Origin of the sequence: Archangium violaceum (assembly GCF_016887565.1) — a bacterium.
GTDB lineage: Bacteria > Myxococcota > Myxococcia > Myxococcales > Myxococcaceae > Archangium > Archangium violaceum_B.
The window spans coordinates 12,470,949-12,483,883 of record NZ_CP069396.1 but is presented as its reverse complement, the minus strand read 5'-3'; the positions used below and the strand labels follow the sequence as shown (position 1 = coordinate 12,483,883).

Here is a 12,935-nt window from a genome sequence, read left to right as displayed (position 1 = left end):
ATGGGGATGGGCTGGCCGCTGAGGATGTTCCAGGAGGAGGGCTATTACTTCGTCACGTCCAGGTGCTTCCAGGGACGGCTGCTGCTGCGTCCCAGCGCGGAGGTGAACGAGGTGGTGGGTGGGGTGCTGGCGCGAGCCGTCCAGCAGAGCGCCGGTAACGTGCGGCTGCACGCCTTCACCTTCGCTTCCAACCATTTCCACCTGCTGGTGTGGGCTCGTGGGGCCGCGCTCGCTTCCTTCATGCAGTACCTGCGCGCCAACCTCTCCAGGAAGGTGGGACGGTTGGTGGACTGGAGTGGAGGCTTCTGGGAGCGGCGCTACTCAGCGGAGCCGGTGCTGGACGACACGGCGCTGGTGGGGCGGTTGCGCTATGTGCTGGCCCATGGGGTGAAGGAGGGCCTGGTGGAGCGGAGTGCCGAGTGGCCGGGACTCACGTGCCTGCCGCAGCTGCTGGGGCCGGCGAGGCGAGTGTTCCAATGGTTCAACTGGACGAAGCGCTGGAGCAAGAGAGGGAGCGAGGACTTGGAGGCGGGGGCGGGGCGCTTCGCCGAGGAGATTGCCGAGCCAGTGGAGTTGGAGGTGGCGCCCCTGCCATGCTGGGAAGGACTGGGGGAGGAGGAGAGAAGGCGCGCGGTGCGGGGGCTCGTGGAGGCGGTGGAAGCCGAGGCTCGCGCACAGGACACGACCGTCTTGGGGGCGCGAGCTGTGCGGGCACAGCACCCTCATACCCGGCCCGAGCACCTCAAGCGGAGCCCTCGACCGTTGGGGCATGCCTCCACGCGCCAGGCACTACAGGCGTTGCGCGAGCAGTACCGGGCCTTCGTCGCCGCCTTCCGAGAGGCGGCGGCTCGGTGGATGAGAGGGGACTTCTCGGCGAATTTTCCGCTCTTCTCCTTTCCGCCACGTGTCGTGCCGCGTGGTGTCGCTCAAGTTCTTTGACACCCTCCGGCGGACACCCTCCGGCGGCGCCCCCTTACGAGTCCTCTGACACCCGGGGGCCCTATCCCGCCTATACGCCCGATGTTGCTTGCCAGACACCCCTCAGCACTGGAGAACCCCTGTCCCCGCAGCCAGCAAAGATCAACTTTATCTGCAATCCGCTAAAGGAGAGCGCAATGACCCGAAGAGGAATGTGCCAAGCTGTATTTGTAGCGGTGTTGGTCGTATCGTGTACCGCGCTGGCTGGTCCAGTGGACCTCTACAGGCTGTACAGCAACGGGGCCACGGATCATTTCTACACAACAAATCTGGACGAGGCACTCCGCGCGGCCTCCAACTATGGCTATTCCTACGAGGGAGTTGCCGGTAGATGCATGTCTACCCAAGAACCGGGAACGGTTCCTCTGTACCGCCTGTACAGCTATGGAGGCCGTGATCACTTCTACACGACCTCTTCACAGGAGCGGGACATCGCTATTGCCGCGTATGGATATACGGACGAGGGCGTCGCCTGTTACGTTTATTCATGGAATCAGACAGGGACGTGCCCCTTCTACAGACTATATAAGAGTCGTGGCAGCGACCACTTCTATACTCTGTCTTGGCAGGAATCCCTGAATGCTGCCCGCTATTATGGCTATAGCTACGAGGGAACCGCAGCATACATCCTCCCTCAAACTCCAGGGTCATGCCCTCCGTAGGAGACATCTTCAGTGGCAACTTGAAGCAATAGCTTAACGTCTGGTCCGGTCCAGCGGACCACGGCGGTCCCGGACCGGCTGCTCAACACCATCCCGCAGGCATGACGCCATTCCCGGCCCTCTTGGAACGAAGGCACGTCGTTGGCCAGATGCGACGACAATCCACCGTCGAGCACCATGGCACTGCCGTTGATGTAGTCCTCGTAGGGCCCGACGAGGAAGACCTCCGGCTGGTAGAGGGCGTGGCCCTCGTCCAGCCGCCGCGCTAGATCCATGGCTTGGGTGGTCTGGAGCGCCTCGTGGACGGCGCCAGCGGCTGGCAATCCAAGGTCCGCGTCTACGGACGGGGTCCTCGCCGCCGCGAGCCATCGGGAGAAACCCCCCAATCCCACGGCAGCCGTGAGGTAGAGCAGGGGCAGCCAACCCGGAATGCCGAGCACGAGCACCTCGTGGTGGACGAAGGTGCCCGCGCGCACGAGCAGGATCTCCACGGCGGGTCCGCCGACTGCCGCCACTGCAGCGGTGAGTATCCCGGGCCACGTCCGATCGCAGACGGCCCAGGCGACGGCGAAGATGGCGAGCAGGAGGGTGGAGCGGACCGCTCCGGACCCGGACCAGGGTGCCACCGTGCCCCCATTCCTCTTATGCACTCGCCTCCAGATTTGGTCCGAATTTGGTCCGACAAGAATCGATTTGGTCCCCCAAGGCGAGCCGCGCATCCTCGTTGGGAGTAGGCTCGGCTCAGAGCGGCGGGTAACTTTTAGTGGAGGCGACGGGAATCGAACCCGTGAACGAGGCGATGGAAAACCCTAAGCAGGACGCGCTGTTACCCGCTAACGCCTTGATTCTCCTCGGGTTCGTCATCCCGTCCCGTCCCACCCCGTGCCCTCGTGTTCCGCCCCTTTCCCCGCTGGAGGGGTAGAGTCGACGGGAGGCGCGGTGCCGCTCGGGCTCGTCGGCGCCTGCTGCGAAGGTCCGCTCTCGCTCGCCTTCTCGCCGAGTCTCACCCACGGTCCGTTTCCTCCACGCCGCTCATCGAACCGGACGTGCAGATTTCCTGCATCCGGCTCTCGGACAGGTTTCACGCGACGCATCTCAGCGCAGGAGTGCACGTACCTCCAGCACTCCGAGGCTCCGGTGCACCTCGTTGTACTTGAAGCGTGACGTTGCTCGCGCCACCTTGTGCCTCCTGCTCAGGAAGTTCCTCACCCGTTCGGTCACGTGCCAGTCCAGCACATTGAACGCGTGCATCGGCGAGTCGTAGGCGAAGTACGTCGCCCACCCTCGCAGGAACCGGTTGAGCTCGCCCGCTATCTCCTCCCAGCGCTCCGTCCTGCCGCGTCGGAGAATTCGGCTCACTTCCTCTCGGGCGTGCTCCATCGCCTTCTTCGAAGGTCGGGCTCCCAGGTACTTCTGGCCGGTCTTCTTGTAGACCAGGGGTCCCAGCTCGTACCCGAGAAAGCGGAAATGCTCCTTCCGCGCATCGCGAATGCTCGTCTTCGTCTCGTTGAGCGTCAGCTTCATCCCATCGAGCCATCGCTTCACCTGCGCCAACACCTCCGCGGCACCCCGACGGGCTACCACCACGAAGTCATCGGCGTAGTTGACAAGCACCGCTCCGCTCCTCTTCATCAGCTCGCTCTTGGCGAACACTCTCAGCAGCCGGTTGATGTAGATGTTCGCCAGTAGTGGCGAGATCACACCTCCCTGCGGCGTTCCCTGCTTCGAGCGCTTGCCTCCGCTGTACTTCGGGCGTCCTTGCTCGTCTCTCTCTTCCACAGGCACCTTCAGCCACATCTTCACCAGATGCAGCACCGCCTTGTCCGCGATTCTCCTCGCGACGCTCTTCATCAGCTCCGCATGGGGAATCGTGTCGAAGTACTTCGAGAGATCCGCATCCACCACTTGGGTCCGCCCTCGCTTCAGCTCCTGATGGACCTCTCGGACCGCATCGACCGCGCTGCGCCCGGGTCGGTACCCGTATGCAGCCTCGCTCAAGTCGGCCTCGAAGATTGGCTCCAGGATGAGCTTCGCCGCCGTCTGGACCACCCGATCCTTGATCGTGGGGATCCCGAGCGGCCGCTCACCTCCTCCTGGCTTGGGTATCAGCACCCTCCGTACGGGCTGGGGCCGATACGTCATCCCTTGCAGCTCGCGCTGCAACTCCTTGAGCCAGCGCTCCTCGCCGTGCGCCTCGATCTGCTCGTAGGTCTGCCCGTCCACTCCTGCCGCGCCCCTCTTGTGCTTCGACTGCCTGAGCGCCTCCGCCAGGACATCCCACCGATGGATCTTGTCGTACAGCGCGTAGAACCGGAACGCCGGCTCCGCCTTGGCCTTCGCGTACAGCTTCGCTCGGAGCTCTTCGAGCTTTGTAGGGGTTGTTAGGCTCACGCCAATCTCCCGCTGCGTTCGCTCCTCACGAAGCACCCTGAACCAGGGCCCCTTCCCTCCACGGTCGTTACCCGCTTCTCAGGTACTGTAGGCCCCTCCGACTCCTGGCCCTCGCCACGCCCTTGTCGGCGTGTTCGGGTCGCTATCCCGCTCGGGCCAGGTCTCCCGTGTTGCGCACCTCACCGTGTGCACGCATGCCGCGCCCCACTACCCCGGTGGTCCGCTCGGCGACGCTCAAGTCGACCTTCTCGCCGGGCGCTTGGCCTTCCCTGTATGTGCGTCAGGTCGGCTCCCACGATTGCCCTTTCGGGGCCTGCTCGGGCTTCACTCACGTTGCGGCCTGCGCGCTTGCTCGACCTCCTTTCGAGGCCTTCTGTCTCTGGGCTTCGAGTCCGAGGGTCACCCCTCGTCCCCGCCAGATAGCTACCGAGGGGGTCGACTTCCTCCTCGGGCGGGACTTCCACCCGCTGGTCAAGTGCACCTTCACGGCGCACGCACACTGAGGGCACATGCGCCCCACCTCAGCGGCCCTCCCCCAAGCCGGGCGGTGTGCGACTGGCGGGGGCCTCCTCACTGTCCGCGAGAGCGCGCCCGCTGGCACCGCTACCGCCCTGGGAGCCCTCCACTGGCCCAAGCTGCGGCTGCCGTGTGCCGATCCCCCCCGCGTGCTCGTTCGTCTCTGTCAGGGCGCGCTGGCATACTCCGAACAGCCCCACCAGGACCCGATAGGTCCTGACTTGATTGGAGGATGTAGCCATGCGTTTCCGAGCGTGCATCGCCCTGCTGCTCTACGTCTCAGCCTGCGCTACGTCAGCGCCGAGCCCCCGAGAGCCAGCGGCCCGTGACCCGAGGCTCGCCAATCTCCAGCGAGCGGCGACGCTGCCGTGGACGGACGGGGGGCGTTGCGCCGTCCGCGAAGCTTCCGAGCCCTGGCCCGTGCTGGCGGAGCGGTGCTTTCATGCCCTCGACCATGACCGGATCGAGTTTCACGACACCACGGGACGATGCGCGGTGGCCTCTACGGGCGCCGCTGCCATGGGGCTCGGAGTCTGTGTGCTGGCGGCACCGGAGATCGTCGTGGGAGCGATAGTTGTGGCGGGCGTTGTGGTGGTAGGCTTCGCCATCAAAGAAGCGTTGGATACTTACGCGGAGAAGAGGGGCCGTCCCCAGGTAAGGCCCGCGCCTGAAACGCGGCCCGTGCCTGAAACGGAATCGTTCACGTCGCTGTTTAATGAGAACACCAAGGAGCAGGAAGATGCGAAGACTGGACCGAGGATTACTGAGGTCACGGAAGAGGAGGGAGTGATTGAGATCGTTGCAGAAGGCGAGAATGGCGAAATTCGAATCATGGGCAACATCGAAATCAATGAGGGGACGATCACGCTTGATCAGGCCCACATTCAAGGTCAGGGCGCCGGAACAAGCGGTTTGAAGGAAATGGGTGAGATTATCCGTGAGTTCGGGCGATCACGTGGTGCAAGCGAAGTCATCATTCAAGGTGCGACGCGAACGACCGGAGCGCGCCCCGGTCACACGCCTCGTCCAATTCGAGTCCGTGTAAAATGAGCCCCATTCAACTTGTATTCTCGGGCTGGAAGGACGATCCACGCTCGGTGGATCTCGTTCATCTTCTTCGTCGTGAACTCAAGCTATCGCTTGGTGTCTCCAAGCGGATCGTGGATTCTATTGTTGCTCGGCCAGTGGAGATGGTCGAGGTCTCCAATGAGCTGGTCGCGAAACGGGTGCGCGAACTCGGTGCAGGTATCGGACTATATGCAGCCGTGAGGGGACCGAAGCTCTATTTCACTGGCCTGAGACCCAACGCGAATCGGGAATCCCTGGTTCACTTGCTCTCGGAGGATGGTGGCCTCGCGGTGGATGAGGCAGGCCGCTTGGTTGACCGACTGGCTAGCTTGGGTGAAACAGCAGTGGAGAGCGATGATCGGGAGTGTGCCCGTAGATGCTGTGAGGGGGCCGAGCTGCTAGGTTTTGTCTGTACTCTCACCGCATAGGGGCTGTGTCCGCTTCCGGTTTCACCTCACAGCGGCCGATGTGATCCCTCCTTATTCAACAGAGGGACACTCGGCTGACCTAAAAAGGAGGGCGACGCGCCAGAACCTTCCTAGTGACAGATGGGTGTTGATGGACATGCGCGAGGAGAAGCGGATAAGGCACTCGCTGCGGGGGGTGGTGCACACGGACCTCTTGCTGTTGGTGCGCGTCCCGTAGCACAACGTTGCCTGTCGCGAACGCCTGACGGCCATACAATGCCCGAGTGCTTCATGGGGTGGCGGCACCATCGTCGCGCCGAGCCTTATCGACGGCCGGGAATGTGACGTTCCCAAGGGTGACGGTGCGCGGCCCCCCTACCTCCCACAGCTTGAGGGTACAGGGGCAGCCGAGCTGCGCGGGGCCCCCCTGAGCGCCCACCACGACGTCGCCAGCACCATTTGGGGGGGTGGGAGCCTCCTGCCACGCGGCAAGCTCCACCTGTTCCCCCGCCGAGTCCACCAGCACTGCCCCTGCCAGCGTCCAGGGCTCCCCGCCGGGGTTAACGAGGCCCAGCCTCACAGCCACGCTTGCCGGGCGGCTCGCGCCCGTGGGCGTGTAGCTGTAACTCCAGGCTTCAACGAGCCCGAGCGCGTTGTGAAGGAGCTGCGCGCCAGCCTCGGAGACGGAGAGCAAATCATCCGTCGCACCCTGGGCGCTCTGCTCGCAACGGGGACGGTGCGCGAGTCCTTGCGCTACAGGCCCGGCGTGCGTGGCGCGGTGCCGCGCGTCTACACGCTCGCCCAGTCCAACGCGCTGACGCCAGCAGCTACCCCGCCGAGCGCGGCTGAGAGGGCGTGACGGAGTGACTGACGCAGCTCATATCTCCTCTCCTCTTCTCTCTATTCTTCTTAAGGAAGAGAAAGTTCCGTCACTCCGTCACGTACAGAGGGAAAACCACGGTGACGGAGCAGTGACGGAGCCCCCCCGCGTTGGGGTTTGCGTCACGGAACCTCGGGCCCTGTCCCCCGTTTGGACGATCTGCCTGACTGACTCGCGCTTCACTCCCGGGCGCCTGGATGTCGTGGAGTTTGGTTCGGCGGGCGAGTTGATGGTCGCGCTCTTCGAGGTTGCCGCCGACCCGATCCTGCGCGCGGAAAAGGATGGCCGCGCCATCATCCCAGCCAAGCCGCATCCGCCGCGCGCTGATGGGCTCTACGAGGGCAAGGACGGGCAACCCGCGACAGCCCCCTACCGCCGCAACGCGAACTTCTCTCACGTCACCCTGGCCATCGTGGACTTCGACGGCGAGACACAGGCCGCGTTGGATGCGTGGCTCGCCAGCCTGCGCCGTCGTGGGCTGTGGTTCCTCGCCTACCCGACGCACTCCTACGGGCGCACCGCGAAGCCCATCCGCTACCGCGTCGTCTTCCCGTTCAGTGAGCCCGTGCCCGTGGGCTCAGCGAGCCGATGGTCGGAGCGGCTGTGGCCGCGCCTCATGCAGTGCGTGGGGCTCGGCGAGCTGGCAGAAGCGGCGTTGAAGGCCGATGCGTCCTGCAAGGATGTTGCGCGGCTCTACTACCTGCCAAGCTGGGACCCGTCCAACGTGCTCCCACGTCCAGCCCCCGAGCATCACCAGGGCGAGCCGCTCGACGTGCAGGCCGAGTTCGGTTCCCTGCTACGGGAGCCCTTCGCGCGCTACGCCGAGCGGCCCAGCGAAGAGCAGGTGGACGGCTCGCGGGCGGCAGATCCCCAAGCTGTGCGCGTGCGGCTGCGGCGCTTCAAGCGTCCCGATGCCGTGACGGTTCTCTCCCAGGTGGACGCAGGCGAAGTGCTCATGCTCGGCGGGCAGCGGCACCTCGGCATCAACAAGCTGACGGAAATGCTCGCGCGCGTGGCCGAGCCTGACGAGAGTTCGGTGAGCCTTCTTGAGATTGCGCGCCGCTCCCTCGATGCGCTCGCGCGGGTGGAGCCCTCCCGTGACGTGTGGGGCGAAGCGCTGCGAGGGCTGCGCGGGGCTCGCGCCAAGCTCACGCAATGGGACCACCAGAAAGCAGCCCAACGGGAAGCAGATCACGCGGCATGGCGTCGGGTGCTGGAGCTGGCGGCCACCTCGGGCCACCGAAACGGAGGCACGCAATGAGCACGAGCATCAATCCCGGTGACACGCTGGCCAACGCAGCCGACGTGGAAGCGGCACTTGCCCACATTGCCAAGCTGCCGCTCGTGAAGGTCGTTCCGCTGGAGCGCTACTTTGCACGGCGCCACGATGGGCGCGGCTTCGCCTCGGAGTTCCTGACGCAGAAGGCTGCCGAGGACTACCTGATCCTTCGCGGGCTGTTGGCCCCGCGCGACACATGGCCACGCGGAGTCAGCCCGTTGGCCGCCTCGCCGAACGTGCCGGGCCTGTGCGCGGGCGTCATGGCCATTGAGTGCAAGCCGAACGCGCCCGATCTTCTCCTGCGTGGGGACGGGACGCTCGCGGTCAACACCTGGGAGGCCCCCTCGCTCGTGCCAGTGCCGGGTGAGTGGCCCACTGTGCGTCGCGTCCTGCTCTGGCTCGCCGAAGACGAAGCCGGGCTCGATTGGCTGCTCAACTGGATCGCGTTCAAGGTCCAGCGTCCCGGCTTCAGGCCGGGCACCGCCATCCTTCTGCAAGGGCCCCCGGGCTCGGGAAAGAACGTGCTCTATCGCGTGCTTGCTCACCTGCTCGGACCCTCCAACTGCGTTCAGATTGGCGAGTCGGACTTGGCCAAGCCCTACAACCTCCACTTCGCGACAAAGCTGCTCATTTTCGCCAACGAGCTGCTCGACAACCACAGGCGCGGCGGCTCACTCGGGGACGGGCTCAAGGCGACAATCACAGATAGCGAAGTCTTCCTGGAGAGCAAGGGCGTTGCCCGAACGCCAGCGGCCAACCGCGCCGCGCTGCTCGCCGCTACCAACCGAACGAAGCCCATCGAAATCGAGGAGGCCGACCGCCGCTGGACCGTGTTTCACAACAAAGCCAAGCCCGCCGAGCACGCGCATCCCGATCTCGGCATGACGCATCGGGAATTCTTGGAGTCGCTTCACTCGCCGGGGGAGGACGACTCATTCACGCCCGAGTTCATGCGTCAGATCGCCGCCTTCGCTCACGCAATGGGCACCCGAGAGGTGGACTTGCAGCGAGTCCGCAGACCGCACGCGAACACTTCCCGCGAGGAGCTTCAGCAGCTCAGCGAGCCGGTGACCGAGCAATTCCTGCGCGAACTCAACGAGAGTCCTGACGCAGACGGGCAGCTCCGCGACTGGGCATTCAGCAGCCGACAGGCCAGCGTGATGAACCGAGCCCCGGGACCGCTGGTGGGGAAGTCCAAGGCATTCACGAACGATGCGCTGTACGCGGCGGTCTGTGGCTTCTGCTGCGTGGTGGGGCAGAAGCACCCGCCGCAGAAGAGAACCTTTCTGGCCGCGTTGAAGGCGGCGGGCTGGATTGAGCAGCGCGACAACAAGGCTCGGGGTTGGCTGCCGCCCTGGCACCAGACGGGCGACGACTCAACGCCACAGGCAGCGAAGGTAGTTCCTCTCTCGGGAGCCCGGAGCGTGCCCGGTGCGAGTGCAAGCGCCGCTTACTCGTCCGTGGAGCCCATGCCGAGCCGCGCAACGCCCGACAGTGGGCGCGGAGACACACGATGACCACGCCCCCCGGGTGTGATTCCAATGCACCTGAATTCCTGACCGTGGACGAAGCCGCCGTTCTCCTGCGTGTGAACCGGAAAACGCTCTACGAGTTGATCCGGCGCGGAGAGGTGCCGGGAGTTCTCCACATCGGTCGATCTGTCCGACTTCGCCGGAGCGTTCTGCTATCCTGGACGCCGGGTAACAGCAGTCCCGCGCTTGGAAAGAAACCATGAGCGTCAGACTGCGGAAGTGGAAGACGAAGGAGGGCAAGGTGCAGGAAGCGTGGTGGATCGACGTCAAGTATCAGCACCCGAGCGGGAGGGTGGAGCGCGTGCGCAAGGCATCGCCCATCAACACCCGCCGGGGCGCTGAGGAATACGAGCGTCAGATCCGGCACGCACTCCTCACGGGTTCCTTCGGAAAGGAAAAGCAGAGCGAGGCGGGGCGAATGCCTACCGTTGACGAGTTTGTCCCGCGCTTCCTCACGTACAGCGAGAACAACAACAAACATTCAAGCGTTGTCTCCAAGAAGCAGATCCTCGACCAGCACGTCATTCCGGCTCTTGGCCGTATGCCGTTGGACTCCATCGGTCTCGCCGAGATCGAGGACTTCAAAGCAGCCATGCGCAAGAAGACGTCGGGAGCCCGCGCCCGGAAGGATGCCCCCACGAAGGCAGCCCTTCGCAAGCGCAAGGACATCCAGCCCGCGCTTCTGAGCCTCAAAACCATCAACAACGCGCTAACGGTGCTCCGCAAGATGCTGTCGCTTGCACAGGAGCACGGCATCATCACGCACGTTCCGCGCGTCAAACTCTTCAAGACTGCGAAGGCGGCGTTTGACTTTCTCAGCTTTGAGGAAGCCGAGCGGGTTGTCGCCGCTGCGGCTCCTGACTGGCGCGCGGTCGTGCTCGTGGCGCTCAAGACTGGACTGCGGCAAGGCGAGCTGATGGGGCTCCAGTGGGCCGACGTGGACTTGCAGCGCGGCAAGCTGCAAGTGCGGCGCACGATCTGGCGTGGTGTGACGGGCCTGCCCAAGGGCGGACGCGAGCGCACGGTCGATCTCCCGGGCTCGGCCCTGGAAGCGCTCAAGGAACACCGGCACCTGCGCGGTCCCTACGTGTTCTGTCAGGCGGACGGGCAGCCACACACGAATGGGACCATGAAGGGCCCTCTGGAGCGTGCGCTTCGCGAGGCGGACATCTGCCGCGAGCAGGGCCGCATCGGATGGCACGACCTGCGGCACACCTACGGGAGCCACCTCGCGATGCGTGGCGTGCCGCTCAAGGCGATCCAGGAACTGATGGGGCACTCGACCATCGAGATGACAGAGCGTTACGCGCACCTGTCCCCCGAGATGCTCGCGAGCGCAGTGCAGCAGCTCGACCGGCCTGTGCCCCAGCTCCAAGCCGCTCCGGCCAGAAGCGCCGAAGGGGCACACTGAGGGCACATGAGGAAAACGAGGGCAAAGAAAAACCCAGCAACCCCTTGAGATTGCTGGGCTTCTGAGTGTGGACGCGGCGGGAATCGAACCCGCCGCTTCGTCACGCTTCGCAGGAGTGTCTCTGTTCTTGCCCTGCTCGCTCAGGGTTGGACGGATTGCGGCAGACCGCCCCGATCCTTCGAGACGGGCAGGTAGCACTTGCCCTGGTACTCGGCCTGCGTTTCGGTGCAGGGCGGACGTCGCTCGAGCGCCACCCAACAACCCCCATTGATCTCGACTTCTCCTGTCTTGATTCGGCAGGGCGCCTTCGCCTGGTTGCGAAAAGGCTCCCAAGGCAGCGGGTAGGTGATGGCCGGTGTCTGTGAATCATCCGTATTGATCAAATTCGGTGCATCGGTTCGTGAGGGTCTTCTGGAATCCACACCAATCGAGATGGGCTCCAGGTGTTCGGGTCTGCTCGCCAGATGCGGCCAGACTCCCAGGCCCAGGGCGAGCACGGCGAGGCTCGCGACGGCCCGCGGTCCCCACCGCTCCCAGGGGCTCACTCGCCCTCTGGCAAGGTGAGCCTGCACCCGGGGGTTGTCCTCCACGCGTTCGACCGCGGCGGTCATCAACACGAGGATGTCCGCCAGCTCCGTCACCCGAGCCGAGGCGGGCGCCTGCTCCACCTCCAGCGTCACGGAGGGCTGCTCCGGCTCGCAGGACAGCCTCACCCGCCAGGGGCCCTCGGGCCGCCAGTCCACGCGCTCGGTGGGAAGCAGCGTCAGTGCCGCCCTGCCCGTGCCCTCATTCCGCGCTTCGTGGAGTCTCCCCAGGTCGGGCCCTACCTCTTCGTAGTTCCTGCCGAGCTGGAACGGCTCCGTCCCACCATCCCTGCCTTTCTTCTCGTTCGCCACGTGCTGTCCCTTCGTGCATGCGCGCTTCACGCACGCACAGGGGAGCGGATTTGACCCCTTGAGTCAAGGCGGGCAATGGGTCCTGTTGGGTTCTCCCTGACTCCAGCCCCATGCTGTCACGGTGCCCCTGGGTGAAGCCCGGCTGTCAGGGCCCGGCGCGGGTGGCGTTCGCGAGTGGCGCGGGGACCGCCGAGAACGCGATGCCGAGCTGTCCAACCCAGTAGAGCAGGATGCTGACGTAGCTCATGCCCTCGACGGGGAACACGAAGAGCCGGAAGGCGAGCAGCGCGTCGCTCAGGCCGAAGCACAGGGCTCCTATCAGCGCGGCCCACTGTTCTCTCCGGGCGAGCCCTTCCGCGCCCATCAGGGCAGCCGAGCGCCACATCATCGTGCAGATGACGGCGATGTAGATGCCCACGGGCGGGGCCAATGTTCCCAGGTGGGGCCGGAGGAGCTGCCAGATGCCCGCGCCCGCGAGGAGGACGAGCGCGCCCAGGCCCCAGCGTGGCGTGCGCGAGACCGTCAGGTACGCGGCGACATAGGCCACATGGGCCAGCAGGAAAGCACCCAGGCCGGGCAGGAACAATTGCTCGTCAACCTCCAGCACCATGTCGCCCACCAGGGAGAGGACGAGACCGGCGGCGATCCACCAGGCGTAGCGCTCGCGCGGACGCCACAGCCACATGGCGAGGCAGAGCACCGGCACGGCCTTGCTCGAGAGCCGCAGCCAGGAGAGGTCCAGATGGATGCCGGCAAGGAAGGCGGCGACGCCCATCCCTCCGAGCACGGCGAGGCCGAGATTCCAGGGCGCAATGAAACGCATGTCGGGCCCTACGCTCGCACATCGCGGCGCTGGGCGCTTACACAGGCGCGCTCGGAGAGACCGATGCCCGCCCCCAAGGCGGTGAAGGACGA

Annotated in this window: 13 protein-coding genes; 9 read left to right on the top strand and 4 right to left on the bottom strand. The window is 65.1% G+C overall.

What is annotated here, in order from left to right:
• Positions 1 to 6 precede the first annotated feature (6 nt).
• Positions 7 to 939: a transposase gene (locus JRI60_RS49885; protein ID WP_204223189.1), complete on the top strand. Its 933-nt coding sequence runs from the start codon at positions 7 to 9 to the stop codon at positions 937 to 939.
• Between the two features lie 176 nt (positions 940 to 1,115).
• Complete coding sequence (locus JRI60_RS55295) at positions 1,116 to 1,640, top strand: hypothetical protein (protein WP_430384356.1); 525 nt, start codon at positions 1,116 to 1,118, stop codon at positions 1,638 to 1,640.
• Here the strand turns inward: JRI60_RS55295 and JRI60_RS54170 are convergent.
• A complete protein-coding gene (locus JRI60_RS54170) occupies positions 1,613 to 2,131 on the bottom strand; it encodes a hypothetical protein (RefSeq protein ID WP_239470198.1) in 519 nt (172 codons plus the stop codon). The genes JRI60_RS55295 and JRI60_RS54170 overlap by 28 nt on opposite strands.
• 604 nt (positions 2,132 to 2,735) lie before the next feature.
• Entirely contained in the window at positions 2,736 to 4,031 is a 1,296-nt protein-coding gene (gene ltrA, locus JRI60_RS49875; protein WP_204223188.1) for a group II intron reverse transcriptase/maturase, read from the bottom strand.
• Between the two features lie 936 nt (positions 4,032 to 4,967).
• Here ltrA and JRI60_RS55290 point away from each other — a divergent pair.
• The 7 genes from JRI60_RS55290 (at position 4,968) to JRI60_RS49835 (ending at position 11,124) form a co-directional block, all read left to right on the top strand.
• On the top strand, positions 4,968 to 5,597 hold the full coding sequence (locus JRI60_RS55290; RefSeq protein WP_430384355.1) for a hypothetical protein: 630 nt from the start codon (positions 4,968 to 4,970) through the stop codon (positions 5,595 to 5,597).
• Positions 5,594 to 6,043: a hypothetical protein gene (locus JRI60_RS49865; protein WP_204223187.1), complete on the top strand. Its 450-nt coding sequence runs from the start codon at positions 5,594 to 5,596 to the stop codon at positions 6,041 to 6,043. Before JRI60_RS55290 ends, JRI60_RS49865 begins: the two co-directional genes overlap by 4 nt.
• Before the next feature lie 634 nt (positions 6,044 to 6,677).
• Entirely contained in the window at positions 6,678 to 6,881 is a 204-nt protein-coding gene (locus JRI60_RS49855) for a hypothetical protein (RefSeq protein ID WP_204229499.1), read from the top strand.
• A gap of 223 nt (positions 6,882 to 7,104) precedes the next feature.
• Positions 7,105 to 8,163: a hypothetical protein gene (locus JRI60_RS49850; RefSeq protein ID WP_204223185.1), complete on the top strand. Its 1,059-nt coding sequence runs from the start codon at positions 7,105 to 7,107 to the stop codon at positions 8,161 to 8,163.
• Positions 8,160 to 9,698: a primase-helicase family protein gene (locus JRI60_RS49845; RefSeq protein ID WP_204223184.1), complete on the top strand. Its 1,539-nt coding sequence runs from the start codon at positions 8,160 to 8,162 to the stop codon at positions 9,696 to 9,698. Before JRI60_RS49850 ends, JRI60_RS49845 begins: the two co-directional genes overlap by 4 nt.
• Positions 9,695 to 9,916 (top strand): helix-turn-helix domain-containing protein, encoded by a 222-nt coding sequence (locus JRI60_RS49840; protein ID WP_204223183.1) that lies wholly within the window; start codon positions 9,695 to 9,697, stop codon positions 9,914 to 9,916. The genes JRI60_RS49845 and JRI60_RS49840 overlap by 4 nt, the downstream gene beginning before the upstream one ends.
• A complete protein-coding gene (locus tag JRI60_RS49835; RefSeq protein WP_204223182.1) occupies positions 9,913 to 11,124 on the top strand; it encodes a tyrosine-type recombinase/integrase in 1,212 nt (403 codons plus the stop codon). The genes JRI60_RS49840 and JRI60_RS49835 overlap by 4 nt, the downstream gene beginning before the upstream one ends.
• Before the next feature lie 140 nt (positions 11,125 to 11,264).
• Here JRI60_RS49835 and JRI60_RS49830 read toward each other — a convergent pair whose 3' ends face one another.
• Together JRI60_RS49830 and JRI60_RS49825 are read right to left on the bottom strand one after the other, a co-directional pair.
• Positions 11,265 to 12,050: a hypothetical protein gene (locus JRI60_RS49830; RefSeq protein ID WP_343213380.1), complete on the bottom strand. Its 786-nt coding sequence runs from the start codon at positions 12,048 to 12,050 to the stop codon at positions 11,265 to 11,267.
• 115 nt (positions 12,051 to 12,165) lie between these two features.
• Complete coding sequence (locus tag JRI60_RS49825) at positions 12,166 to 12,843, bottom strand: lysoplasmalogenase (protein WP_204223181.1); 678 nt, start codon at positions 12,841 to 12,843, stop codon at positions 12,166 to 12,168.
• Between the last annotated feature and the right edge of the window lie 92 nt (positions 12,844 to 12,935).

Bases quoted from the DNA above. Each gene is read 5' to 3' on its own strand.
- JRI60_RS49845 (WP_204223184.1), top strand. From the start codon at position 8,160: ATGAGCACGAGCATCAATCCCGGTGACACGCTGGCCAACGCAGCCGAC.
- JRI60_RS49835 (WP_204223182.1), top strand. From the start codon at position 9,913: ATGAGCGTCAGACTGCGGAAGTGGAAGACGAAGGAGGGCAAGGTGCAG.
- JRI60_RS55295 (WP_430384356.1), top strand. From the start codon at position 1,116: ATGACCCGAAGAGGAATGTGCCAAGCTGTATTTGTAGCGGTGTTGGTC.
- JRI60_RS49885 (WP_204223189.1), top strand. From the start codon at position 7: ATGGGCTGGCCGCTGAGGATGTTCCAGGAGGAGGGCTATTACTTCGTC.
- JRI60_RS49865 (WP_204223187.1), top strand. From the start codon at position 5,594: ATGAGCCCCATTCAACTTGTATTCTCGGGCTGGAAGGACGATCCACGC.
- JRI60_RS49840 (WP_204223183.1), top strand. From the start codon at position 9,695: ATGACCACGCCCCCCGGGTGTGATTCCAATGCACCTGAATTCCTGACC.
- JRI60_RS49825 (WP_204223181.1), bottom strand. From the start codon at position 12,843: ATGCGTTTCATTGCGCCCTGGAATCTCGGCCTCGCCGTGCTCGGAGGG.